Origin of the sequence: Gilliamella apicola (assembly GCF_000599985.1) — a bacterium.
Taxonomy (GTDB): Bacteria; Pseudomonadota; Gammaproteobacteria; order Enterobacterales; family Orbaceae; genus Gilliamella; species Gilliamella apicola.
Genome location: NZ_CP007445.1, coordinates 3,082,923 through 3,108,649 on the forward strand (window position 1 = coordinate 3,082,923; position 25,727 = coordinate 3,108,649).

General features: G+C 34.6%; 21 protein-coding genes and 1 tRNA gene. 14 read left to right on the forward strand and 8 right to left on the reverse strand.

What is annotated here, in order from left to right:
- Positions 1–156: 156 nt before the first annotated feature.
- The 5 genes from GAPWK_RS13810 to rraA all read left to right on the forward strand — a co-directional run bounded on the left by GAPWK_RS13810 (position 157) and on the right by rraA (position 5,005).
- Complete coding sequence (locus tag GAPWK_RS13810) at positions 157–1,128, forward strand: HlyD family secretion protein (protein WP_025316803.1); 972 nt, start codon at positions 157–159, stop codon at positions 1,126–1,128.
- Positions 1,110–2,249 carry an ABC transporter permease gene (locus GAPWK_RS13815; RefSeq protein ID WP_038517623.1) on the forward strand — a complete coding sequence of 380 codons (1,140 nt, stop codon included), beginning with the start codon at positions 1,110–1,112 and terminating at the stop codon, positions 2,247–2,249. Before GAPWK_RS13810 ends, GAPWK_RS13815 begins: the two co-directional genes overlap by 19 nt.
- A 14-nt stretch (positions 2,250–2,263) precedes the next feature.
- Positions 2,264–3,451 carry an ABC transporter permease gene (locus GAPWK_RS13820; protein ID WP_025316804.1) on the forward strand — a complete coding sequence of 396 codons (1,188 nt, stop codon included), beginning with the start codon at positions 2,264–2,266 and terminating at the stop codon, positions 3,449–3,451.
- Between the two features lie 72 nt (positions 3,452–3,523).
- Positions 3,524–4,426 carry a 1,4-dihydroxy-2-naphthoate polyprenyltransferase gene (locus tag GAPWK_RS13825; RefSeq protein WP_025316805.1) on the forward strand — a complete coding sequence of 301 codons (903 nt, stop codon included), beginning with the start codon at positions 3,524–3,526 and terminating at the stop codon, positions 4,424–4,426.
- A 90-nt stretch (positions 4,427–4,516) separates the two neighbouring features.
- Complete coding sequence (rraA, locus tag GAPWK_RS13830) at positions 4,517–5,005, forward strand: ribonuclease E activity regulator RraA (RefSeq protein ID WP_025316806.1); 489 nt, start codon at positions 4,517–4,519, stop codon at positions 5,003–5,005.
- Positions 5,006–5,091: 86 nt separating this feature from the next.
- Here the strand turns inward: rraA and dprA are convergent, their stop codons facing one another.
- The gene (dprA, locus tag GAPWK_RS13835; RefSeq protein WP_038518641.1) at positions 5,092–6,195 is read right to left on the reverse strand and encodes a DNA-processing protein DprA; all 1,104 of its coding nucleotides are present in this window, start codon (positions 6,193–6,195) and stop codon (positions 5,092–5,094) included.
- A 158-nt stretch (positions 6,196–6,353) separates the two neighbouring features.
- Between dprA and def the strand changes: the two genes are divergently transcribed.
- Complete coding sequence (gene def / locus GAPWK_RS13840; protein WP_025316808.1) at positions 6,354–6,866, forward strand: peptide deformylase; 513 nt, start codon at positions 6,354–6,356, stop codon at positions 6,864–6,866.
- A gap of 56 nt (positions 6,867–6,922) precedes the next feature.
- Here the strand turns inward: def and grpE are convergent, their stop codons facing one another.
- Complete coding sequence (gene grpE / locus GAPWK_RS13845) at positions 6,923–7,507, reverse strand: nucleotide exchange factor GrpE (RefSeq protein WP_025316809.1); 585 nt, start codon at positions 7,505–7,507, stop codon at positions 6,923–6,925.
- A 158-nt stretch (positions 7,508–7,665) separates the two neighbouring features.
- On the opposite strand from grpE, the gene nadK reads away from it, so the two are divergent.
- Entirely contained in the window at positions 7,666–8,541 is an 876-nt protein-coding gene (nadK, locus tag GAPWK_RS13850) for an NAD(+) kinase (RefSeq protein ID WP_025316810.1), read from the forward strand.
- Between the two features lie 99 nt (positions 8,542–8,640).
- Here the strand turns inward: nadK and GAPWK_RS13855 are convergent, their stop codons facing one another.
- Together GAPWK_RS13855 and argF are read right to left on the reverse strand one after the other, a co-directional pair.
- Positions 8,641–9,141, reverse strand: coding sequence for a phosphatidylglycerophosphatase A family protein (locus GAPWK_RS13855; protein WP_038517626.1), 501 nt, complete (start codon positions 9,139–9,141; stop codon positions 8,641–8,643).
- A 92-nt stretch (positions 9,142–9,233) separates the two neighbouring features.
- Positions 9,234–10,244, reverse strand: coding sequence for an ornithine carbamoyltransferase (gene argF, locus GAPWK_RS13860; RefSeq protein ID WP_025316811.1), 1,011 nt, complete (start codon positions 10,242–10,244; stop codon positions 9,234–9,236).
- Positions 10,245–10,512: 268 nt separating this feature from the next.
- Here argF and carA point away from each other — a divergent pair, with 268 nt between their 5' ends.
- Positions 10,513–11,673 carry a glutamine-hydrolyzing carbamoyl-phosphate synthase small subunit gene (gene carA, locus GAPWK_RS13865; RefSeq protein ID WP_025316812.1) on the forward strand — a complete coding sequence of 387 codons (1,161 nt, stop codon included), beginning with the start codon at positions 10,513–10,515 and terminating at the stop codon, positions 11,671–11,673.
- Position 11,674: 1 nt separating this feature from the next.
- Positions 11,675–14,890, forward strand: coding sequence for a carbamoyl-phosphate synthase large subunit (carB, locus tag GAPWK_RS13870; protein WP_038517629.1), 3,216 nt, complete (start codon positions 11,675–11,677; stop codon positions 14,888–14,890).
- Between the two features lie 59 nt (positions 14,891–14,949).
- Here carB and GAPWK_RS13875 read toward each other — a convergent pair whose 3' ends face one another.
- Positions 14,950–15,369: a GFA family protein gene (locus GAPWK_RS13875; RefSeq protein ID WP_025316813.1), complete on the reverse strand. Its 420-nt coding sequence runs from the start codon at positions 15,367–15,369 to the stop codon at positions 14,950–14,952.
- Between the two features lie 189 nt (positions 15,370–15,558).
- Between GAPWK_RS13875 and GAPWK_RS13880 the strand changes: the two genes are divergently transcribed.
- Both GAPWK_RS13880 and GAPWK_RS13885 read left to right on the forward strand, forming a co-directional pair.
- The gene (locus tag GAPWK_RS13880; RefSeq protein WP_080692519.1) at positions 15,559–16,830 is read left to right on the forward strand and encodes a 3-deoxy-D-manno-octulosonic acid transferase; all 1,272 of its coding nucleotides are present in this window, start codon (positions 15,559–15,561) and stop codon (positions 16,828–16,830) included.
- 662 nt (positions 16,831–17,492) lie between these two features.
- Positions 17,493–17,569: transfer RNA gene (locus GAPWK_RS13885), tRNA-Met, on the forward strand.
- A 40-nt stretch (positions 17,570–17,609) separates the two neighbouring features.
- Here GAPWK_RS13885 and metF read toward each other — a convergent pair.
- Both metF and metE read right to left on the reverse strand, forming a co-directional pair.
- Positions 17,610–18,485 (reverse strand): methylenetetrahydrofolate reductase [NAD(P)H], encoded by an 876-nt coding sequence (metF, locus tag GAPWK_RS13890; RefSeq protein ID WP_025316815.1) that lies wholly within the window; start codon positions 18,483–18,485, stop codon positions 17,610–17,612.
- Positions 18,486–18,597: 112 nt separating this feature from the next.
- Positions 18,598–20,871, reverse strand: coding sequence for a 5-methyltetrahydropteroyltriglutamate--homocysteine S-methyltransferase (gene metE / locus GAPWK_RS13895; RefSeq protein WP_025316816.1), 2,274 nt, complete (start codon positions 20,869–20,871; stop codon positions 18,598–18,600).
- A gap of 200 nt (positions 20,872–21,071) precedes the next feature.
- Between metE and GAPWK_RS13900 the strand changes: the two genes are divergently transcribed.
- Complete coding sequence (locus GAPWK_RS13900; protein ID WP_025316817.1) at positions 21,072–21,332, forward strand: hypothetical protein; 261 nt, start codon at positions 21,072–21,074, stop codon at positions 21,330–21,332.
- Positions 21,333–21,503: 171 nt separating this feature from the next.
- Here the strand turns inward: GAPWK_RS13900 and GAPWK_RS13905 are convergent, their stop codons facing one another.
- Entirely contained in the window at positions 21,504–22,055 is a 552-nt protein-coding gene (locus tag GAPWK_RS13905) for a YagU family protein (RefSeq protein ID WP_025316818.1), read from the reverse strand.
- Between the two features lie 350 nt (positions 22,056–22,405).
- Between GAPWK_RS13905 and GAPWK_RS13910 the strand changes: the two genes are divergently transcribed.
- Positions 22,406–23,758, forward strand: a complete 1,353-nt coding sequence (locus tag GAPWK_RS13910; protein ID WP_025316819.1) for an Nramp family divalent metal transporter — start codon at positions 22,406–22,408, stop codon at positions 23,756–23,758.
- Between the two features lie 267 nt (positions 23,759–24,025).
- Positions 24,026–25,687, forward strand: coding sequence for a DNA repair protein RecN (gene recN, locus GAPWK_RS13915; protein WP_025316820.1), 1,662 nt, complete (start codon positions 24,026–24,028; stop codon positions 25,685–25,687).
- Positions 25,688–25,727 lie beyond the last annotated feature (40 nt).

Here is a 25,727-nt window from a genome sequence, read left to right on the forward strand (position 1 = left end):
CTTTATTTTGGTTTAAAAATATAGCTTTGATTGTTTAAACAAAACTCTATATCGTATGATATAGTATATCATTAATGACGTATGTTAATTCTTGATTACATACAATTATCCTAGTTCTTTAGGCCTTATCTTACAATTGTCACTCAAAACAAATTTATGAATAAAAAAATTTTTATTGTTATAGCATTGATTGTTATATTAATTTCGATGACGATCTTAATTCGTGCTCATAATAGCGAACTTATTTTGCAAGGCGAAGTTGATGCACCTAATGTTAGCATTTCCTCTAAAGCAAAGGGGCGAGTGCAAGTTATTCATGTCAATCGCGGAGACGATGTCAAACAAAACGATGTCTTAATTACGCTTGATAGTCCTGAGCTTTTAGCACAAGTTAGGGCAGCTGAAGCAGCTCGTGATCAAGCACAAGCCCAAGTATCACTTTCTGAACATGGTACACGTGAAGAAAGTATTCGCTATTATGAAGCATTACTTGAACAAGCTAAAGTAGCTTATAACAATGCCTCAAAAGAGTATAATCGTAATAAAGCAATTTCAGCTAAAGGCTTTGTATCACAATCAATATTAGATAATGCACTGAAAACTCGTGATGCTGCTTATCAACAAGTTTTATCAGCACAGGCTAATTTAGATCAAGCTCGAAATGGTGATCGTGTTGAACAACGACAAATTTATGATGCCAAATTAAAAGAAGCTGAAGAACAACTTAAGCAATTACAGATTCAATTTGATGACTTGCAAGTTAAAGCTCCAATAGATGGAGAAATAGGATCGATTCCTGCTGAAGTGGGCGAATTATTCAATGCCAATAGTCCACTATTAACCGTTATTCGATTACCACAAGCTTATTTTGTGTTTAATATTCGTGAAAATATTATGCCTCATATACATAAAGGTGATCATATTAAGCTAGAAGTTCCCGCACTTGGTAACAAAGAAGTTGAAGCCGAAGTTCGTTTTATTTCACCAATGGGTGATTATGCAACCAAACGAGCCACTCGTGCGACCGGTGATTTTGATTTAAAAACGTTTGAAATTAGACTTTATCCAACTAAACCTGTAGAAGGCTTACGCGCAGGTATGAGTGCATTATGGAAAATAGACAACTAGTTTTAGACTTCTGGCATCGCTTTAAAGACGCTTTTAACGATGAAATACCAGTTATATTTAAGCGATTTACTTTCCATTGGTTAATGTGGATTTTACCACTAATCATCTTTGTTTTAATTAGTAGTATTTTTCACAAAGGTGTACTGTTTGATCTACCTGTAGGCTATGTTGATCAAGATAAAAGTACTTTATCTCGTGAAATAGTACGGGATCTTAACGCTGGCGCCCATGCAAATTTGATCAATTATGATAACCAGCTAAAAATGGCTGAGCATGATTTAGAAAAAGCCAAAATTTATGCCATTCTTTATATACCACCTAATTTTGAAGCAGATGTGTTAGCTGGTCGTCAACCAACACCAATGCTTTATTATAATGCTCTATATTATAGTGCGGGTTTATATTCAATAATGGATTATTCAGGGTTAATTGCATCATTAAACACCCAATATCGTACTACCATGGCAACAAGTATTGGTTTGCCTGTTCCCAAACTGGCTCAAGTTAATTTCAATTATGATGGGCTATTTAATGCGAGTGGTAACTCCATGTACTTCCAGCAATTCTCTGCAGTAGTACATTTATTGCAATTATTTGTGGTTACGACAACTATTTATATTCTGTCGCAATTACCCAAACGGACTCGACCTAATTATCCGTTTGTATTAGGTAAATTAGCCCCTTATACCATTTGGTATACCATGTTATTAATGTTTGAAATAGCAATGCTGGTTTTATTTTCTGATGCTCGAGTTTCTGGTTCGCCATTTGCTATGATGATAGTGGTCTTCTTTTATGTAATTGCGGCACAAAGTATTGGTATTTTGCTTTATACATTTACTAAAACAACATTAGATGCATATACCTATATTGGGGTTTTAGTTGGTCTTGCATTAACCTATTCAGGCGTAGTTGTGCCAGAGTTATCTATGCCGTGGATAGCTAGATTTATCTCATCACTTGAACCTTTAACTTATGCACTCAATAAATTGTTCGATCTATTTTTACGGCATTCTAGTTATCTATCCGTATTAAAAACCTGTAGTATTTTAATGATCTATCCAATAATTATTACAGTATTAGTTAGAAAACGTTTAGTCAAACGTTTACATTCACAGTAAGAGGCAATATTTGGATGCTTAAGCTATTTTTTTCTTCAGCTGTAAAGATGTTTTTCTATATGCTAATGCGACCAATGTGGTTATTGCTGTTATTGTCTGTCTCGTTAATGAGTCTTGTTTATCTTAATGGTACTATCACTAATTTACCCGTTGCTATTGTCGATCAAGATCATACCGCGACAAGCCGCAGTTTGATTCGTTCTTTAAATACCAGTTCTAAAATCAATGTGCTTACTTATGAAAATTCATTACAAGCTTATGATGATATAAACAATCGCAAACTGTTTGCTGTGTTTACCATTCCAAGGGATTTTGAAAAACGCTTATTAAATGGTGAAGAGGTAACCATTCCTGCTTATGGTGATGCTTCTAGCCGTTTAGCTAATGGTTTGATACAAGTCGATATTAAGGGAATATATCAACAAATATTGACCGAATATAATACGCGGGTAATGCGTAATGGTGGTTTTTCTGATCAACAAATTAATATCATTTTATCGCCAATAAAAGCTCAAACAATGCCGCTTTATAATGCTGGTATCAGTTTTGCGGCGATAACCTTTCCTGGACTACTAGTCATGTTGTTGCAACACTCCTTTTTAATTGCCTCAACGCGAATTAATATTACCTTACATTCCTTGCCACAAGGTAAGCCACCAAGGATTGTTATATTTGGAAGTTTATTCGGCATTATTCCAATATGGTTATTTTTATCTATAGTTCTGTTTGGATTATTGCCATGGCTACTCGGCTATCGGCAATTATCTAGCATACCTGAAATTATTATCATGACATTTCCTCTATTATTGGGAATTTTGGGCTTAAGCAAATTGCTTACAGAATGTTTACGCCGAACAGAGATGATCTATTTAACTTTAGCCTTTTTAACAACGCCTGTATTTTACCTATCAGGTACTATATGGCCACTTGATGCTATGCCTTTATGGGTACAAACGGTATCAAGAATGCTACCATCAACATGGGCAACGAATATGATTGCTGGCGTAAATCAGATGGGATTAGGTTTAACAGATAATTTATTTAATATATTTATGATTCTTTTCCTTGGTGTAATATATGGTTCATTAGGCTTTTTCATTGCTGCACTACGAGAAGGAAAAGTCAGAGGATATTTCAAAAAATTAAAGAAATTTTTACGTCTTAAAAATTCAAAAATTAATAATAAACCGTCAATTAGTTAGTACTAAAACGTGAATATATTATTGATTACTGATATGATGAATGCTTGATTTTTAAAATAAATAATATGTTGTATGCCCAATAAATATTATCCATGGATTATTAGTTTACGCCCTAAAACATTAGTATTATCACTTTGTGCTATTTTGATGGGTAATGCACTTGCGTATTGGAATTGGTCTTTTGATCCACTGATTATGCTCTTATCAATCATTACCGCATCATTACTACAAATTTTATCAAATTTAGCCAATGATTATGGCGATGCAATTAAAGGCAGTGATAGACAAAACTTAAATGGGCATAAACGTGGTTTGCAGTTAGGTTTAATTACGCTTAATCAATTAAAAAAAGCATTATGGATTAATACTTTTTTATGTATTTTATTTGGACTGACTTTAATTTATTTAGCTTGTAATAATATTTATGAAATTTTAAATTTTATACTATTAGGAATATTATCTATTATTGCAGCAATAACTTACACGGTAGGTAAAAAACCTTATGGTTATATAGGTCTTGGAGACCTATCTGTGCTTATCTTTTTTGGGCTAATTAGTGTAGCAGGAAGCTATTACTTACAAACAAAAACATTACCAATGCCAATTATTTTGCCAGCTTTAGGCTGTGGATTATTGTCCGTTGCAGTGCTTAATATTAATAATCTTCGTGATATAGACAGTGATAAAATGAATCACAAACGAACACTGGTAGTTTTAATGGGCAAAGATCGTGGGCGAGTTTATCACCTTCTATTATTGGTGAGCTCATTATGCTCATTTAGCATATTCTCCTATAGTTATCTAAATCCTCGTTGGGGTTGGCTATTTATGCTCAGTCTACCTTTGTTAATTGAACATATTTATGCCGTTTTTCATTTTAAAACAGCAAAAGATGCGTTCCCTTTACTATTACAAATGGTCAAACTTGCTTTATTGATTAATTTACTTTATTGTTTGGGGATAATTTTGAGCTAGCTCACGATTATTTAAATTTAATATCGTGTTACTTGATGTTAGCGTGATACTATATAGTATTAAAATACGACAGCAAAAGGAGACCTGATGATGGAGTTTGATACTTCAATTCTTTGCGATTACTACCCAGAAGATGTTAACGTAGTGGAACCTATATTTAGTAATTTTGGTGGCGTGACATCATTTTCTGGACAAATTGTGACAGTTAAATGTTTCGAAGACAATGGGTTACTTTTTGAAACTCTGCAAACGGATGGCACAGGTAAAATTTTGGTAATTGATGGCGGTGGTTCAGTGCGTCGTGCGTTGATTGATGCAGAACTAATTGATATTGCAATACAAAATCAATGGGAAGGAATTATTGTTTATGGTGCTGTTCGCCAAGTTGACTACTTAGCTGAAGCTGAAATTGGGATTCAAGCACTTACCGCAATTCCTGTAGGAGCTGAAAATCAAGGCGTTGGTGAAGTTGATATTCGCGTTAACTTTGGTGGCGTAACTTTCTTCTCGGGTGATTTTGTCTATGCCGATAATACAGGTATTATTCTGTCCGAAATAGCATTAGAAATAGAAGATTAACATATCATTCTTGCCGCCGATATATATCGGCGGTTTTTTACTGAAACATAGCCATTACCTCAAACTTTTTGACAACAAATTACCTATTATTTGATTGTTCGCTTGCGAATATATCCCCCTGTTACGGTCATAATTAATCCAGCTATTTCCATATCTAATAATTTGCTGGTAAGTTCAGGAATCGATAAATTAACCAAGGCTGCAATTGTATCAACTGCAATGGGTTGATGATGAATGACAGCAAAAATTTCAGGATACAAAATACAATTATTGATATCTTCATCGTCTTTTGTTTGTCGATTTATTGTTGATAAATAACGGCTATAATGCTCCAAAATATCAATTGGTTCAGTAACTAAATAGGCACCTTGCTTAATTAAATAATGTGTTCCACCACAGTTTTGGTTATCAATATCACCTGGTAGTGCAAACACATCACGATTTTGCTCAAGCGCATAACGGGCGGTTATTAGCGAACCACTTTTTTCTGATGCTTCAACAACAAAAGTACCTAAACTTAGCCCACTTATAATTCGATTACGCCGAGGAAAATATTCTGTTCTAGCTTTTTCAAAGGGTAAAAATTCTGATACTATCGCACCATTTTGCTCTAAAATATCATTAGCTAAAATTAAGTTTGACCTTGGTGCAATATTAGCTAATCCACTACCGAGTACAGCAATAGTATTACCCGCAACCTCAAGTGCACCACGATGGCAAATCGCATCTAAACCCAGAGCCAAACCACTGGTAATAGTTAACCCATTAATGGCTAATTCACCAGCAAAATATCGTCCCCATTGAGCGCCATATTCACTGAACTCACGGCTACCAACCATAGCAATTTGTGGAGAATGTAATAGCTGACAATTTCCCATAACAAATAGGAATATTGGTGGTGAACTGATTTGCTTAAGCAAAATCGGATAATCTGAATCACAATAGGCAATCAAATGCTTTTGAGGATAAGGAGTATCAAGCCATTCAAGTATTGGTTCAAAATGAAAATAAGAGGTAGCTAAAAAATTTTTTTGTTGCTCTTGAGTCAATGCTAATTTTTCAAGTAAAAATGATACATTATTAATTATATTAGGTAGATCTGAGCCAAAAAGTTGGCTAATTTTTTTAAAAATAGCAAGCTTTCCTTGTCCAAGCATTGAAATTCGTAATAAGAATTCATATTTACTCATCATAACTTTTTGCACTCATGTTAAATAAATTTAATTTTCTGAATAGATAAGATAAATACTACCAATAGCCAATAAGGGCTATTCAATGACATGATAAATGTTTACAATGAATAAAAAACTGAACTAATCTGAATTTTGAGGAGTAGATCGAATAATCTATGGCTATTTTACCGGTATTACGTTTCCCTGATGAGCGACTCCGCAAAGTTGCTAAACCCGTCACCCAATTTACGCCTGAGTTACAAACTATTATTGATAACATGATTGAAACCATGTATGAAGAAAAAGGCATTGGTCTTGCGTCAACACAAGTGGACATACATGAGCAGATCATTGTAATTGATGTAACTGAAGACAAAAGCCAACCTTATGTGATTATTAATCCTGAAGTAATCAGTCAAGAAGGCGAAACAGGAATTGAAGAAGGTTGCTTATCAATACCTGATTGTCGAGGATTTGTACCAAGAGCGGAAAAAATTAAAATCAAAGCACTAGATCGTGATGGAAATCCTTATGAAATTGATGCCGACGACCTACTTGCTATTTGTATACAACACGAAATGGATCACTTAAAAGGTAAATTATTTGTCGATTACCTTTCACCATTAAAACGTCAGCGAATTGAACAAAAGATGAAAAAACTGACACGTGAAGAGCAACGTAATAAATAAATTTAACCGCCATTTATAGATGGCGGTTAAACCATCTACTATCTACAGCGACACTATTATTTAGCAACAATAACCATCGCAGGACGAATTAATCGACCATTTAAAGTATAACCTTTTTGGATTGTATTAACGATTTGTCCTGATTGATGTTCTGGTGATTCAACCATGCTAATTGCTTGGTGCACATCAGGATTTAGTTGAGAATCTTCCGTGCTAACGACTTCAATACCAAACTTTTTAACTGTGTCTAAGAACGATTTTAATGTCAGTTCTAAACCTTCAACGGTTGCTTGATGTTCTGGATTATTTTTGTCAGTAGATAATAAAGCACGTTCTAAGTTATCAATAACTGGTAATAATTCATTTGAAAATTTTTCTAATGCAAATTTACGTGCTTTATCGACATCTTGCTCAACGCGTTTACGAACATTATCAATTTCAGCGCGTGCACGAATCATCGCTTCGCTTTCATTCTTTTTAGCTAATTGTAAAGCTTGTTCAAGCTCGGCAATACGAGTATCTTTTGCTTTCAATTGCTCTTCTAAATTTGGCTGCGCTGCTGCTTGTTGTTCTGTTGTTTCTTCTGCTGGGGTGTCAATGTTAGCTTCATTTTCTGACATATTTTTATCTTGTTCTGTCATAAGGTACTCCAAATGTAGTCGAAAACTTAATGAATAACGGTTATTATGGGGACAATTTTTATTATTACAAGCTTATCGATACATTGATCTGTAATTTTTTTAATTTATACCGAAAAAATACAGATGTTTATGAAAAAATAAGGTAAGGATATTTTATAATGATTCCATTTAAATGCATTGGTCTAATTGGACTGCCACGTAAATTAGAAGCAATTGAAACTCATCAAGTGCTTTATGATTGGCTTATTAAACTTGGTATTCGCGTATTAGTAGAAGATAGATTAGCCGAATATATTCAATTCCCAGTTAGTCATTATGCCTCGTTGGAAACAATTGGTGAGCAAGCTGATTTGGCTATTGTAGTTGGTGGAGATGGCAACATGTTACGCTCAGCACGGTACTTATCTCACTATAAAATCAAAGTAATTGGGGTTAATCGAGGTAATCTAGGTTTTTTGACTGATATTTCGCATGAACAGGTGATTGAACAATTAAGTCCAGTTATTGCGGGTGAATATGTCGATGATCCACGTTTTTTATTAGAAGTATCCATATTTGATAATGGCAAAATGATTAACTCAGGCTTCGCTGTGAATGAAATTGTAATAACCCCAAATACGGTTGCACATATGATTGATTATGATGTCTATATTAATGAACTCAATGCTTTTTCGCAGCGTGCTGATGGGTTAATTATTGCCACACCGACTGGCTCAACAGCTTATTCACTATCGGCTGGTGGACCTATTTTAGCACCTCATTTAGATGCCTTGATTATTACACCAATGTTTCCGCATTCTTTAGCCGTTAGACCATTAGTGATTAAAGGAGACAGTCCTATTCATCTTAAATTCCCAACGACAGCCTTGGATTTGAATATTGCTTGTGACAGCCAAATAATTTTACCAGTAAAACCATCACACGATGTCATTATCCGCCGTTCTTCATATGAATTTAATTTAATTCACTCTGTGGATTATGATTACTTTAATAATCTTTCAAGTAAATTAGGCTGGTCACAAAAAATGTTTTAATTAATGTTTAGTTTCTGTCTTAATTCGAATCAATTGTACTCTTCTATTTTGATGCGGTTTATTACAATCAATTTCTATTTATGTTAGCAATAAAAGCTGTTACTTAATTAGCAAAGTTATCACATAAACAGTCACTGAAGAAAAGATAGCCGCAATTACATCATCAACCATAATACCAAAACCTCCTGGCACTCGTTTATCAAACCAGCGAATCGGCCAAGGTTTTGCCATATCAAAGACTCTAAAAGCGACAAAAGCAATAGCAACCCATAAAACAGAGATTTGTGGAATAAAAAATAGGGTAATCCACATCCCAACAAATTCATCCCATACTATATGTCCTGAATCATGAGTATGAGTATCATCCGACGTTTTTTGACATAAAAAACAACCAAAAATAAAGGCGACAACAATTAAAACCCAATATAAATACGGTTGCAAACCATTAAATAGCAGCCAAAGTGGAATTGCCATAGCCGATCCCATTGTGCCTGGCATAATAGGAGACATACCCGCCCCTAAACCCACCGCAAGTAAATGAATAGGGTTTGTTAATTGCACATATTTTTTAAAGTCTTTATTTCGCTCTTGTTTTGTCATTATGTTAAAGGTCTTTTAGATAAAATAATGCCGACTTAAAGTCGGCAAAAAAGTTGCTTAGTAAAACTAGGTATTTATAATGATCAACTATATTATTCGTCTTTCGCTAACGTTGCAACCATTACCGCTTTAATCGTATGGAGGCGGTTTTCAGCTTCATCAAATACGATGCTGTGTTTCGACTCAAACACATCATCCGTCACTTCTAAGCCATTTTTTAAACCATATTGTGCTGCCATTTGTTTACCAACAGTGGTATTCATATCATGGAAAGCCGGCAAACAGTGCATAAATTTGACATTTGGATTATGAGTCAAATTAATTACATTTTGATTGACTTGATATGGCGTTAATAATTTTACACGCTCGTCCCACACTTCTTTAGGCTCACCCATTGATACCCATACATCGGTATAAAGAAAATCAACATCCTTAACACCTAAAGCAACATCTTCAGTTAAAATAATTTTAGCACCTGTCGTTTTGGCTATCTCTTGACACTTATGCACTAATTGAGCTTCGGGTTGACAGGCTTTTGGTGCAACTAAACGAATTTCCATACCCATTAATGCTGCACCTTCCATTAACGAATTTCCCATATTATTTCGTGCATCACCTAAATAGGCAAATTTAACACTGCTCAATGCTCTATCGCCAATATGTTCTTTCATGGTCATAAAATCAGCTAAAATTTGGGTTGGATGAGCTTCGGTAGTTAAACCATTCCATACAGGCACACCCGCGTATTTTGCTAAAGTTTCAACGATTTCTTGTCCATAACCACGATATTCAATACCATCATACATACGACCAAGCACACGTGCAGTATCAGCAATTGACTCTTTATGACCAATTTGGCTACCACTCGGCCCTAAATAAGTAACATTTGCACCTTGATCAAATGCACCCACTTCAAATGCACAGCGAGTACGTGTTGAATCTTTTTCAAAAATAAGGGCAATATTTTTACCGAGTAAATACTTTTGTTCCAGCCCTTGCTGTTTAGCTTGTTTTAATTCAATAGCCAGATTGATTAATTGATTGATTTCGGCAGGGGTAAAATCGAGTAAGCGTAAAAAGTGACGTTGATAAAAACCGTGCATAATGTGGCTCCTAATAACCGTAAATATTCACACGATTCTATGTGAATAATTATGCAAATTCAAGTTAAACATCAAAATAACTTTTATATTTTATCATCTTGTTAAAAAGTCTAAAAAATTAGATTTAATTATTAAAATAATTTTTACAATATTGCTTTTTTTGTATAAAAAAGTGTAATAAAATGCCAATCAATGTAACTTAACATATAAGTGAATTTGAATTTTTATTCAAAAATAATGACAACTTATTCAAAAGGCCTTTTTAATCATGCAAACTTATGCCCTCCTTATGTTACAAGATGGTTCGCAATTTATTGGCAAATCAATTGGTGCTAATGGACAAACTGTTGGGGAAGTAGTATTTAATACTTCAATGACAGGTTATCAAGAAATCTTAACGGATCCTTCTTACTCGGAACAATTAGTTACTCTCACTTATCCACACATTGGTAATGTAGGAACGAATAGTGCAGATGCTGAATCTAACCAAATTTATGCTAAAGGACTAATTATTCGTGATTTACCTTTAATTGCGAGCAACTACCGAAGTGAAATGGATCTTTCCAGTTATTTAAAAAAACACAATGTGATTGCAATTGCGGATATTGATACGCGTCGTTTAACTCGTATTTTACGTGAAAAAGGGGCACAACATGGAGTGATTATTACCGCTAATGATAAACAGACCTTATTAGATAAAGCTGAAAATGCCAAACAGGAAGCACTAAATTATAAAGGGTTAAGTGGATTAGATTTGGCTAAAGAAGTGACTTGTAAGGAAAGTTACACATGGACTTATGGTATTTGGACAAGGCAACAAGAGCATCCTACACCAAAAGCGGAAAGTGAATTACCTTATCATGTGGTTGCTTATGATTTTGGCGTTAAACAAAATATATTACGGATGTTAGTTGAACGAGGATGTAAATTAACAGTTGTACCCGCTAAAACACCTGCAAATGAAGTATTGTCATTAAACCCAGATGGAATATTTTTATCAAATGGTCCTGGAGATCCCGCCCCTTGCACTTATGCCATTGAGGCAATTAAGCAGTTTTTAACCACCAATATTCCAGTTTTTGGTATCTGTTTAGGGCATCAGCTTTTAGCGCTCGCTTGCGGTGCAAAAACCATTAAAATGAAATTTGGTCATCATGGAGGGAATCATCCGGTTAAAGATCTGGAAAATAATCGTGTCATGATTACCGCGCAAAATCACGGATTTGCTGTCGATGAGAGCACCTTGCCAGCACATTTACGCGCTACACATAAATCCTTATTTGATGGTTCATTACAAGGGATTCATCATAATCAAAAACCTGCATTTAGTTTTCAAGGACACCCTGAAGCCAGTCCTGGTCCACACGATGCTGCGCCACTTTTTGATCACTTTATCGAATTAATTAAAATTTATAAGCAGGAGCAATAATATGGCTAAGCGAACAGATATTAAAAGTATTCTAATTATTGGCGCAGGCCCAATTGTTATTGGTCAAGCTTGTGAATTTGATTATTCAGGCGCTCAGGCATGTAAAGCATTACGTGAAGAAGGATACCGAGTAATTTTAGTTAACTCCAATCCGGCAACCATTATGACCGATCCTGAAATGGCGGATGCCACCTATATTGAGCCAATTCATTGGACATGTGTGCGCAAAATTATTGAAAAAGAGCGACCCGATGCCATTTTACCAACAATGGGCGGACAAACGGCATTAAATTGCGCATTAGAACTTGAAAAACAGGGTGTATTAAAAGAGTTTAATGTTGAAATGATCGGCGCAACCGCAGATGCGATTGATAAAGCTGAAGATCGCAAACGTTTTGATCAGGCAATGAAAAAAATTGGGCTGGATACCGCACGTTCAGGTATTGCTCACTCATTACAAGAGGCTTATGCGGTACTGGAACAAGTGGGCTTTCCTTGTATTATTCGTCCATCATTCACTATGGGCGGAACAGGCGGTGGCATCGCTTATAATCAAGAAGAGTTTGAAGAAATCTGTACTCGTGGACTTGATTTATCCCCAACCAATGAACTACTGATCGACGAATCACTAATTGGCTGGAAAGAGTATGAAATGGAAGTTGTGCGCGATAAAAACGATAATTGTATTATTGTTTGTTCGATTGAAAACTTTGACGCAATGGGCATTCATACTGGTGATTCAATAACGGTTGCGCCAGCACAAACTTTAACAGATAAAGAGTATCAAATCATGCGTAATGCCTCTATTGCGGTATTGCGCGAAATTGGTGTTGAAACTGGCGGTTCAAACGTGCAATTTTCGGTTGATCCACAAACGGGACGATTAATTGTCATTGAGATGAATCCTCGGGTATCACGCTCTTCGGCGTTAGCCTCTAAAGCTACAGGCTTTCCTATTGCCAAGATTGCAGCTAAATTAGCCGTCGGTTATACACTTGACGAGCTTTCCAATGATATTACTGGCGGTAAAACTCCTGCTTCTTTCGAACCGTCTATTGATTATGTCGTTACTAAAATCCCACGTTTTAATTTTGAAAAATTTGCTGGTTGCAATGATCGCTTAACCACGCAAATGAAATCAGTAGGCGAAGTGATGGCAATTGGCCGAACGTTCCAAGAATCAATGCAAAAAGCACTTCGCGGTTTAGAAGTCGGTGCGTGCGGATTAGATGAAAAAATCGATGATGTTAGCGATGAAAAGAACCTTGCTAAAATTCGTTACGAACTACATGAAGCAGGTAGCGATCGCATTTGGTATATAGCCGATGCTTTTCGAGCGGGTTTCACACTTGATGAAGTGTTTTTATTAACTCATATTGATCGCTGGTTCTTAGTGCAAATAGAAGAACTAGTGCAAATAGAAAACCGCTTAAAGCAACAAACCATTAATGATCTTGATCAAGAGACATTATGGCAACTTAAACGTAAAGGCTTTTCGGATCTTCGTATTGCTAAACTGCTTAATACTCAAGAACAAGCCGTGCGAGATCTGCGCGTACAATATGATATTCACCCAGTTTATAAACGTGTGGATACCTGTGCAGCCGAGTTTTCAACCGATACTGCTTATCTTTACTCAACCTATGAACAAGAGTGTGAGGCCAATCCACAATTTAATCGTAAAAAGATTATGATTTTAGGAGGAGGACCTAATCGTATTGGACAAGGGATTGAATTTGATTACTGCTGTGTACATGCTGCTTTAGCTTTACGCGAAGACGGCTTTGAAACCATTATGGTAAATTGCAATCCCGAAACGGTTTCAACCGATTATGATACTTCCGATAGACTCTATTTTGAGCCGGTTACCCTTGAAGATGTGCTTGAAATTGCCCACGTTGAAAAACCTAATGGCGTGATAGTACAGTATGGTGGACAAACTCCGCTGAAATTGGCGCGAGCCCTTGAAGCTGCCGGAATTCCAATTATTGGTACTTCACCTGATGCCATAGACAGAGCCGAAGATCGCAAACGCTTTCAAGAAGTAGTCGATAAATTAAAATTAAAACAGCCTGTTAATGCCACCGTAACCGATATTGATGAAGCGGTAATCAAGGCAGAGCAAATCGGTTATCCACTTGTGGTGCGTCCATCTTATGTATTAGGCGGACGAGCAATGGAAATTGTATACAATGAACAAGATTTACGACGCTACTTTAAAACCGCAGTAAGTGAATCCAATAATGCGCCGGTACTACTTGACCACTTTTTAGATGATGCCATTGAGGTGGATATTGATGTGATTGCAGATGGCGAACAAATCGTTATTGGTGGCATTATGGAACATATTGAACAAGCCGGTATTCACTCGGGTGATTCAGCTTGTTCACTGCCAACTCATACCTTAAGCCCTGAAATTTTAGCTGAACTGCGAAAACAAGCGAAACAATTGGCGTTTGAACTTAATGTAAAAGGTTTAATGAATGGGCAATTTGCTGTCAAAGATAATCAAGTTTATCTAATTGAAATTAATCCGCGTGCAGCCCGTACGGTGCCATTTGTCTCGAAAGCGACAGGTTTACCACTGGCTAAAATTGCTGCCCGCGTTATGACAGGCCAATCGCTGACCAAGCAAAATGTCACTCAAGAAGTGATTCCGCCTTATTATTCCGTTAAAGAGGTAGTATTACCATTTAATAAATTTAGCGGTGTTGACCCAATTTTAGGACCAGAAATGCGCTCAACTGGTGAAGTCATGGGAATTGGTAAAACATTTGCCGAAGCCTTTGCCAAAGCACAGCTTGGCAGCTTGTCGAATATGAAAAAATCCGGCAAAGCATTACTTTCTATTCGTGAACAAGATAAACCACGTCTATTAGAAGTTGCTAAACGATTAATCGCTCATGGATTTAGTATTGATGCCACACTTGGCACAGCAAAAGCATTGCAACAAGCAGGAATTGCCTGCCAAATTGTCAAGAAAGAAAATGAAGGTCGACCAAATATTCATGATCATATCAAAAATGGTGAATACAGTTATATTCTTAACACAACGTCAGGGCGAGCTGCTATTGAAGCCTCTAAAATCCTGCGCCGTAGTGCTATCCAATATAAAGTCCATTACGATACCACTATGAATGCTGCTTATGCCACAACGTCGGCACTAGATTACGATCCTGCTCACAGTGTGATACCATTACAGGCACTTTATCAATAAACCAAAAAGACGAGCAATGCTCGTCTTTTTTATAAATACATTAAGTTATAATTTATTTTTTAAGCCTTTCCTTCAGCCATTGCTAAAATATCTGCTTCGGTTAATTTGTGAGTCTGATTAGCAAACGCATAGCAAGTTGGTTTTTTATCAATAAAGACTTCAGCCGTGAATTTTAAATCCTTAATATCGTCAAAGATCCAAGCAGCAATATAATAATTTTGCGTACCTTTTAAATGATAATAAAGATGAGAGCCACACTCTTTACAAAATGCTCTTTCCGCCCATTGTGATGAGTTAAAATGGGTAACGTTCTCTTGTCCTTCTATCGTTAAATCACCACTGTGCGCTAAGGTCATTAAAGGCCCAGCACTCCATTTACGACAAGTTTGGCAATGGCATGCACTAAAATCCGTATTGGCAAATGGAACAGACAATTTAACTTTTCCACACAAACAAGATCCATGATATTGAGTTGACATATTTTTTCCCTTTTCCAGTTAAATAAACATTATGTAATTTTAATGATGTTAGCATAATGGTAATTAAACCATAAAATAAAATTTTGTTAAAATATTCAGTCTAATAAATCGGTAAAATAAAGAATAAGTGTAATCTAATAAGTTTAATAAAATGTTATCATTGGTTATTTTTTATAACTAACTCCAAAAATGAAAAAAATATTTAAGGTTTGTTTATTCGCTATCGTGCAACTTATTTTGTTCTCGTTACCACTCATTGCTATTTACTCTTTTTTCAAAGGATGTAGGCAAAAAGTGAGTTTAAAAGATAACTTGAGGCATATCGGTCAGCACTATTTTCTAGGATTTCTATTTTCTAAACCTAACGTAAATAGTTGCATTATGATTCATGCTATTTCATTAGGTGAAGCAGACGCTGCAATTAACTTAATTAGCTTTTTTCAACCACAAATTAGACAAAAAATTATTCTTACCGTCATAACAATTCAGGCTTATAAAAAATTAACTAACCAACCAAATGATATAACAATAGTATATTTTCCTTTCGATTCTTTAGTTCATCAAAGTTTATTTATCCACCATTTCAATATTAGAAAAGCAATAATTATTGAGCATGATTTTTGGCCTAATTTTCTTGCTACAATGGATCTACTTAACCGGGAAATCATTTTACTCAACGGGCATTTTTCAGATAAAACCATTAATCGTTTAAACAATCGCTATTATCAAGCGTTACTGTTTTCTCCGATAAAAAAAGTGTTTGTACAAACCGCCGAACTAAAAACAAAAATGCTACCTGTAATGCCTAATGTTTCTATTTCGGTAACACCAAGTTATAAACTCCCTTTAAATACCACAGTCTTAGATATTAAAAATATAAACAGTGAAAGAAAAATAATTACTCTTTCAAATTTCCATCCTGAAGAACTTAATACAGTATCTGAGCTGTTAGCTAAATTGGTTAAATTGGATTATAAAATTATACTTGTTCCTAGACATATACATCTATTTGATAATTTAATAAAAAAATGGGAAGAAGTGTATCAAAATCGCTTTGCTGTTATAACGCAATGGAACAATGCTGACAATATCACTGCGGAGATTACTTTTGTAAAAAGTTATGGTGTGCTCAGTAAAATTTATTCATTATCTCATGCAACCATCGTTTTTGGCTCTTTTGATCCGAGTTTGAAAGGACACAGTTTATTTGAACCCATTTTATATGGTTCTATGGTTTATTACGGTTCTTATTTTTCTTCTCAACAATATATGGATGAATTTTTACGTCGTATCATTACCAATATAAAACATGATACAGACTCGATAGAACAACAGATAAAACATCTATCAACACATGACAGAATTGATATCTACAACAAATTTATGGTGAATATCGAAAATGAGAAACACATTTTAATTAATCATTTTAAAGAAATAGAGCAATGGATTAAAAATAATTAAAGTGATTTTGTAAAAATTATTCAGGAGTGTATATCATTTCAGCATTTAAATTGCTTTTATTCGTAAATAATGCCTTGTTAATCGTTTTAATTACACCAAACCTAAATTAATCAGTAAACTTATTTAAGCAGAATATTTGTAAAAATTATTCAGATATGTATATCATTTCAGCATATAAATTGCTTTTATTCATAAATAATGCCTTGTTAATCGTTTTAATCACATCAAACCTAAACTAATCAGTGAACTTATTTAAGCAGAATTTTTGTAAAAATTATTCATGAGTGTATATCATTTCAGCATATAAATTGCTTTTATTCGTAAATAAAGCCTAATTAATCATTCTAATTACACCAAACCTAAATTAATCAGTAAACTTATTTAAGCAGAATATTTGTAAAAATTATTCAGATATGTATATCATTTCAGCATATAAATTGCTTTTATTCGTAAATAAAGCCTAATTAATCATTCTAATTACACCAAACCTAAATTAATCGGTAAACTTATTTAAGTAGCATTTTGTAAAAAATATCCACAAGCAGATTGCATTTAGTATATAAATCACGCTTATTTGTTAAGAAATGTGTAAAAATGATACGTTCAGTAAAGAATACTATTGCTTTATTATTTTATTACTATAATATAGCTCACCTCTTTGACGCGGGGTGGAGCAGCTTGGTAGCTCGTCGGGCTCATAACCCGAAGGTCGTTGGTTCAAATCCAGCCCCCGCAACCAATTCCTCCAAACCCTATTCTAAATTTTCTTAATGATAAAGCTATTTTGATTTTGGAACAGCAAGTAATGTTGATACTGCTTCACTAATTCTTCGAGCGATATAGCTATTATTCATGGTATATAAATGGATACCGTCAACATTTTGCGAAACTAGGTCAACAATCTGATCGATAGCATAAGCAATACCTGCATCACGGAATGCATCTGGATGATGTTCATATTTTTCCATCATTTGCTTAAATTTCTTAGGTAGATTAACACCACACATTGAAACCATACGTTCAATTTGGTTTTTATTCGTTACTGGCATAATTCCCGCTTCAATGGGTACATTAATGCCCATATCACGCGCTTTATCTAAAAAGGCATAAAAATAGTCATTATCAAAAAACAATTGGGAAATCAGCTGATCGGTACCTGCGTTCACTTTTTCTTTCAAATGAATTAAATCTTGTTTAATGGTTGTCGCTTCAAGGTGTCCTTCAGGATAACATGCACCGATTACGTTGAAATCGCCATTTTCTTTAATAAAAGAGACAAGTTCACTTGCAAAACGAAAATCGTCTTTAGGTTTTACGTTTGGATTGATATCACCTCGTAACGCAAGCACATTATCAATACCTGCACATTTAAGATCGTGAAGGATTTTTTTCATCTCGGTTTTATCAAAATTGATACCCGGTAAATGAGCGACACTTTCGATACCATAAGTATGCTTAACTGAGTGAGCAATATCGATAGTAGTTTGGCCATTCAAGCTACCACCTGCACCATAGGTAACACTAATAAAATCAGGTTTAAAATAACCGAGTTCGCGCAAAGTACTGTAAATTGTTTCTAAAGGTGATGTTTTTTTAGGAGGAAAAACCTCAAAGGAGAACACCGTTTTTTGATTAAAAAGTAGATTTGTTTTCATCTGCATTATCCATTGGTTATCATTACTATTTTTCCTTATTGACGTTTCCGCCGCCTAATGAGGCGGCGGCAATATCAGATTTAACAAAGTTAAATTATTTTGAAAAACAGTATTATTTGAGTGTTTTTCTTACTTCTAATGTGGCTTGAACTAAGTGTTGTAAGCTTTCAACCACCTCTTTTTCACCACGCGTTTTTAAACCACAATCTGGATTAATCCATAATTTTTGTTCATCGATCTTCGCAAGCAATTTCTCGATAGTACCTTTAATTTCAGCTACAGGCGGTACACGCGGTGAATGGATATCATAAACACCCGGTCCCACTTCTGTTTTAAAATTATTGGCTTTAAGCACATCAATCAACTGTAAATTAGAACGTGATGCTTCAAACGAGATAACATCCGCATCCATTGCATCAATGTCTTTGATGATGTCAGCAAATTCGCTATAACACATATGAGTATGAATTTGCGTATCTGCTTGAACTTTACTATGTACTAATCTGAACGCTGGAATAGCCCAATCTAGATATTCGCTGTTCCAATCTGCCTTACGCAATGGTAATTTTTCTTTAAGTGCTGCTTCATCAATCTGAATGACTTTAATACCAGCCGCTTCAAGATCGAGCACCTCATCACCAATAGCTAAACCAATTTGGAATACAGATTCTTTTTGTGAAATGTCTTCACGTGGGAATGACCAGTTAAGAATCGTTACTGGGCCTGTCAACATGCCTTTAACAGGTTTATCTGTTAAACTTTGTGCATATTTTGAATATTCAACCGTAATTGGTTTAGAACGTGAAATATCACCCCATACAATTGGTGGCTTAACGCAACGAGTACCATAAGATTGCACCCATGCTTTTTCAGTAAAGACAAAACCATTTAAGCTTTCACCAAAATATTCAACCATATCATTTCGTTCAAATTCACCATGCACCAACACATCAATACCGATCTCTTCTTGTAATTTGATACATTCGGCAATTTTTTTCTTATTGAATTCTGTGTATTCATTCAAACAAATTTCACCTTTTTTGAATTTAGCACGATTTAAGCGCACATCAGGTGTTTGTGGGAATGAACCAATCGTTGTAGTTGGTAACAATGGTAAATTAAATGCTTTTTTCTGCTCTGCTTCACGTACTGAAAATTCAGGTAAACGAGTAAAGTCAGATGCACTTAATGCCGCAACTTTTTGACGAACATCTTGATTTGCCCCTTCACGTTCACGAGTAAACAGGGTTTGGTTAGCTTTATAAGTCTCACTATTTTCTGGGTTAGCTTCATTAAATAACTGACCAAGCTCTGCTAATTCTTGCAGTTTTTCTTGTGCAAACGCAAAGTAAGCACGTTGTTGAATAGTTAATTTAGTCTCATTTTGTAATGTATAAGGTACATGCAACAATGAACACGAAGTATTAATTACAACTTTAGCTGCTTTTTGCTTAATTTTCCCAAGTAATGCTAAAGTTTTTTGGTAGTTATTTTTCCAAATATTTTTACCATTCACTACGCCAGCAAATAATACTTTATCCGAAGGGAAACCATTATTTTCAAGCAATGCTAATGACTGTTTACCTTCAACAAAATCAAGACCAATACCATCGAACGGCAGAGCCACTAACTCTTTGTAACAGTCACGTACATCACCAAAATAGGTTTGTAGAACCACTTTAGTGGTACCTTTAACGGATAAGATTGCTTGATAGAGCTCTGTAAATAAAGCGATATCTTCTTTATTAAGATCAGTGACTAAAATTGGCTCATCAATTTGAATCCAATCAGCGCCAAGTGTTGTGAATTTTTGAATAATTTCTTGGTAAGCTTTAATAATATCAGCTTTAAAGTCAACAAACTGTTTATTACCTAAATATTGTGCTAATTTGAAAAACGTTAATGGACCAACAACAACAGGTTTAGTTTGTATACCTAACGCTTTGGCCTCTTGATATTCGTCAAACGGTTTGCTACCAGCTACTTTGATCTGCACTGAATCTTCTATTTCAGGTACTAAATAATGATAATTGGTGTTAAACCATTTTTTCATTGCTAGCGCACGCACATCACCTTTTTCACCTTGATAGCCACGAGCCATAGCAAAATAACGATCAAGTTCTGGTAATCCCAAATCTTGGTAACGTTTAGGAATAACATTAAGTAAGCAAGCGGTATCTAATACTGCATCATAAAATGAAAAGTCATTAGACGAAATAAATGCAATTTTTTGCGAAGCTTGTTGTTGTAAATGCTCGGCACGTAATGCTTTAGCTTCACTTAATAATTCGGTTTGGGTTTTATTACCTTTAAAATAGGCTTCGGTTGCAAATTTCAATTCACGAAGTTTACCAACACGAGGATATCCAATAACTGCTGTATTCATTTTATTTTCCTTTAATCACTATTCTTGCGTGATTAAAAAGATAGCAAAAAAAAATGTTATTGAATAATTCTAGTTTTTTATTAATTGATATAGTTTTTAACTATATCAAATTGCTTTTTTATCGTTATAACGAATAATCATTAGAAGATTTTAAGGATAACAGTATAATGTAAAACTAGTTTTTTAAAGGAATGACAAAAATGAAATTTTTATATTACCTTTATATTTTAGAAGTCATTTTAATTTTGCCTATGTTGGGTGATAACAATAATGTCGTTTTATCTTCAAAAATAATTCACAACATTATTATTACCATTATTTTTGGTTTTAACTGTGTTGTGAATTTTTATTACTGTATATTAAAATCCAACAAGCAACGCATTGATTATATTGGTATTGCATTATTATTTTCAGTTATTCTTTTTGTACCCATTAACAATATTATTATTGCAATTAAATAAAAAGAACGTTGATAAGCAAGGGTTAAACAAAAAATTAATATTATAAATGCTGATAGAATAGTTAAAGTTAATCCAACCGTTTTATACAAATAAATTTAAAAAAATAATCAATATAATTAAGATTAACAATCCTTCTATTTTTTAGAATGGAAGGATTGCAAAATAAGTCAATTATTTATGCCACTCTCCATAAATTGGTCTTGAAAAATGGGCAAGTACAGCAATCATACAGATTTCAATGGAGACGCCCCAATAAATATGACCTAAAATTTCACTCCATAATTCATAGCCATTTAAATTCCATAACCAGCCAACGGTACCTTCTGGATCATAAGCTGGATGACGGAAGCCTAACAATGGAATAAAAAAGCCATGCATAACAACCGTAATAATCAACCCATAAAAGGCACCATACCAAAGTCGAATTTTATTCCAAAAAAAGGCAATAAATACATAAACAAATGCAAATGCAAAACTAAATAGCCAGTGATAAAGTGTCACAGCACCTAAAACATTTGCTCCTTGATAAATATAATCAAGGGAATGGGAATTAATACCTAACCAACCAAGCCAAGCATCAATATGTGCTGCTGGCGGCGAAATTTCACCGGGAACACGAGGTGGCATATTCACTTCCGATCCCCACTTGACTAATGAACTAATAAAACCACCAATGAGTGTAGTCCAAATGATAATTTTACGATTTATTTTATTTCCAAACATTTGAGTGATTCCTTACTATATTTAATAGATTTTTAAATGAGAATACACAATAAATTAGTTAAAATAAGTTTTACTTAAGACTTGCAGGATACGTTTTAGAAATTTTTATTTAAAACAGATAATTGCGTTTTGTTATAATTATTGAGAAATGAAACCATATTTATTCAATCATAACAGGTATAGCTATACCAATATATAAACTGAATTAGGATAAATAATATACACTTTTAAATCTAAATAATACACATCACCTCAATTATAATTTTTAAAAGAATAAAATAATTATTTTTAATTGATAATGATTCTCATTATCAACTATAATACCACTATATTAATTTAGAGGTTTAATTATGTTAAAAATATCCACAGTAAGTTTAGAAGAGATCAATAATACGGTTTATATTCCCGATCCTAATGCAAGTTTTCTTCGAAAACTGTGGGCTTTTTCTGGTCCGGGTGCTTTAGTTGCTGTTGGTTATATGGATCCAGGCAACTGGATCACGTCCATTCAAGGTGGTGCACTTTATAGCTATTTATTACTATCCGTAATACTCATTTCTAGCCTAATTGCAATGCTCCTTCAAGCAATGTGTGTGAAAATAGGTGTAGTAACGGGTATGGATCTTGCCCAAGCCACAAAATCAATGGTCGGTAAAAAAATATCTTTTTGTTTGTGGATATCGACTGAATTAGCAATTATTGCCACAGAAATTGCCGAAGTCATTGGTAGTGCAGTAGCCTTAAATCTATTATTTGATATTCCATTATTAATTGGTGTGCTATTAACCGTTTTTGACGTGGTTATCCTTTTAATTTTAATGAAGTTTGGTTTTAGAAAAATAGAAGCTATCGTCTTTTGTTTAATTGCGACAATATTTATTATCTTCGCTTATGAAGTTTTAAGAGCCTCTCCTGAACTTAGTGATATCATAAATGGTTTTATTCCTAGAACTGATATTTTTACTGCCTCAATCAAAGGACATGATTCCGCATTAGTGATTGCACTTGGTATTGTGGGTGCAACCGTTATGCCACATAACTTGTATCTGCATTCGTCTATTGTTCAAACTAGAAAATATGATAGGCAAAACAGAACAAGCCTAAAAGATGCAATTAAATATGCAACGATCGATTCCAATATACAATTGTCATTTTCATTTATCATAAATTGTTTATTATTAATTCTTGGGGCCGCACTTTTTTATGGCAATGATCCCGACAATCTTGGTCGATTTACCCAACTTTATGATGCATTGAAAGATCCACATATGGTTGGTCCTGTGGCAAGTTCAATTATGGCAACTTTATTTGCTGTTGCTTTACTCGCATCGGGTCAAAACGCAACAATCACAGGTACCCTGACAGGGCAAATAGTCATGGAAGGATTTATTCATTTATCTATTCCGCTCTGGGCTAGACGAATAATCAGTCGAGGATTGGCAGTTACTCCTGTGATTTTATGTATTTATATCTGGGGAGATAAAGAAAATATTGTTGAGAATTTATTAATCTATACTCAAGTCTTTTTAAGCATTGCCTTACCAATTTCAATGATTCCTTTAATTTTAGTCACCTCAAATAAAAAAATCATGAAAGAGTTTGTGAATTGTAAGTTAACCATTATTTTAGGTTGGATAGCGACGATTTCGCTTATTATTTTAAATCTACAATTAATTTATGAAGTGATTAGTTCATTGTATTAGTTAACTATCTTCCGAGCCATTGAGATTTTTCTGATCAATGGCTTGTTTAATTTCTTTCTCCTTAATTATCATCCATTGTTATCTACTTGCTTATTTATTAAATGAGATAAATAAACATTGAAAACAAGATAAAATCTAGGTAACACAACAATTCCATCTGGTAGAACAAAACAAAATCATTATTTTATTTAAAAAACTGTATTTATTTACAGTGTTTTTGTTGATATACTCGTTTCAATTTTAATCAGCTGCATGTATTTAATTATTATGATAACTCAACTTACTATTAATAATTTTGCTATTGTCGATCAGTTGTTAGTTGATTTTACAACAGGGATGACCGCAATTACCGGAGAAACAGGAGCAGGGAAATCCATTGCAATTGATGCTCTAGGACTATGTTTAGGAAATCGTTCTGATGCCTCAGCCATCCGCAATGGGGCAAATCGGGTAGATATATCAGCAAGTTTTATACTTGATGACACACCCGCTGCATATGAGTGGTTAATAGAAAATCAACTTGATGAGGGTAATGAATGCATCTTACGCCGCGTGATTAATCAAGATGGTCGTTCTAAAGCGTTCATCAATGGTCGAGCCGTGCCCATATCCCAACTTAAAGATATAGGGCAAATGCTTATTCAAATTCATGGACAACATGAACCTCAACGGCTTTTACGCAGTGACTATCAGCAACTACTGTTGAATCATTATATGAATGAACCAACACTACTTGCACAAATGCACCAAGCTCATAAAAATTGGAAAACTGCTTGCCAAGCTTATCAGCAATATGAAACCACACGACAAGACCGTGAAGCACATCTGCAACTTTTACAATATCAATTAAAAGAATTAAACGAATTTTCGCCGATTGAAGGTGAGTACCAACAAATTGATGAAGAATATAAACGACTATCAAACAGTGAACAGTTGATTAACCTCAGCCAACAGTCAATCATGATATTAGATGAGGCTGATGAATATAATGTTAGCAATTTACTTAGCAGTGTTAAAAACAGTGTGCAAGAATTATCCGAGCTCGATCCAACGTTAAATAATATTCTTAACATGCTGGAAGAAGCAGCCATTCAAATAAAAGAAGCCAGTTATGAACTTCGTCACTACAGTGAGAGTTTAGAGATTGATCCAGCGCGGGTCATGCAACTTGAGCAACGATTATCTAAGCAAATTGCATTAGCACGCAAACATCATATTGCACCAGAAGCATTGCCTGAATTACATCATAATTTACTTAATGAATTTAAACAGATTAATCAACAAGATGAACAAGGCGAACAGTTAAAAGCAGACATTAGCAAATATCATCAAATTGCCCTAGAACTTGCCACTAAATTACACCAAAAACGAGTAACGGTAAGTAAAACATTAGCTAAGAAAGTAACAACAATTATGCATGAACTTTCTATGCCAAATGGGCAATTGAGTATCGATATCACTTTTGACGAAAATCGATTAAATGAAAGTGGAGCAGATCAAGTTACCTTTTTAGTTAGCACCAATGCAGGGCAAATTTTACAACCGCTGGCTAAAGTTGCATCCGGTGGTGAATTGTCACGTATTGCCTTAGCAATTCAGGTACTAACAGCGCAAAAAATGGATACTCCAGCGTTAATTTTTGATGAAATTGATGTGGGTATCAGTGGACCAACTGCCGCTAAAGTCGGACAGCTATTAAGGCAACTTGGAGAATCAACACAAGTTATTACCGTAACACATTTACCGCAAGTTGCTGGACAAGCTAATCAACATTACTTTGTGAGTAAACAGACGAGTGGCAAACAAACCACAACAGATATGCAAAGATTAGATAAAAATGGACGTTTAAATGAGCTTGCTCGGTTATTAGGTGGGGATAAAATTACCGATGCAACACTTGCCAATGCGAAAGAGTTACTTATTATCTAATTTAATTATGGTAATATAACGCCTTTAATTTTGGATGGGA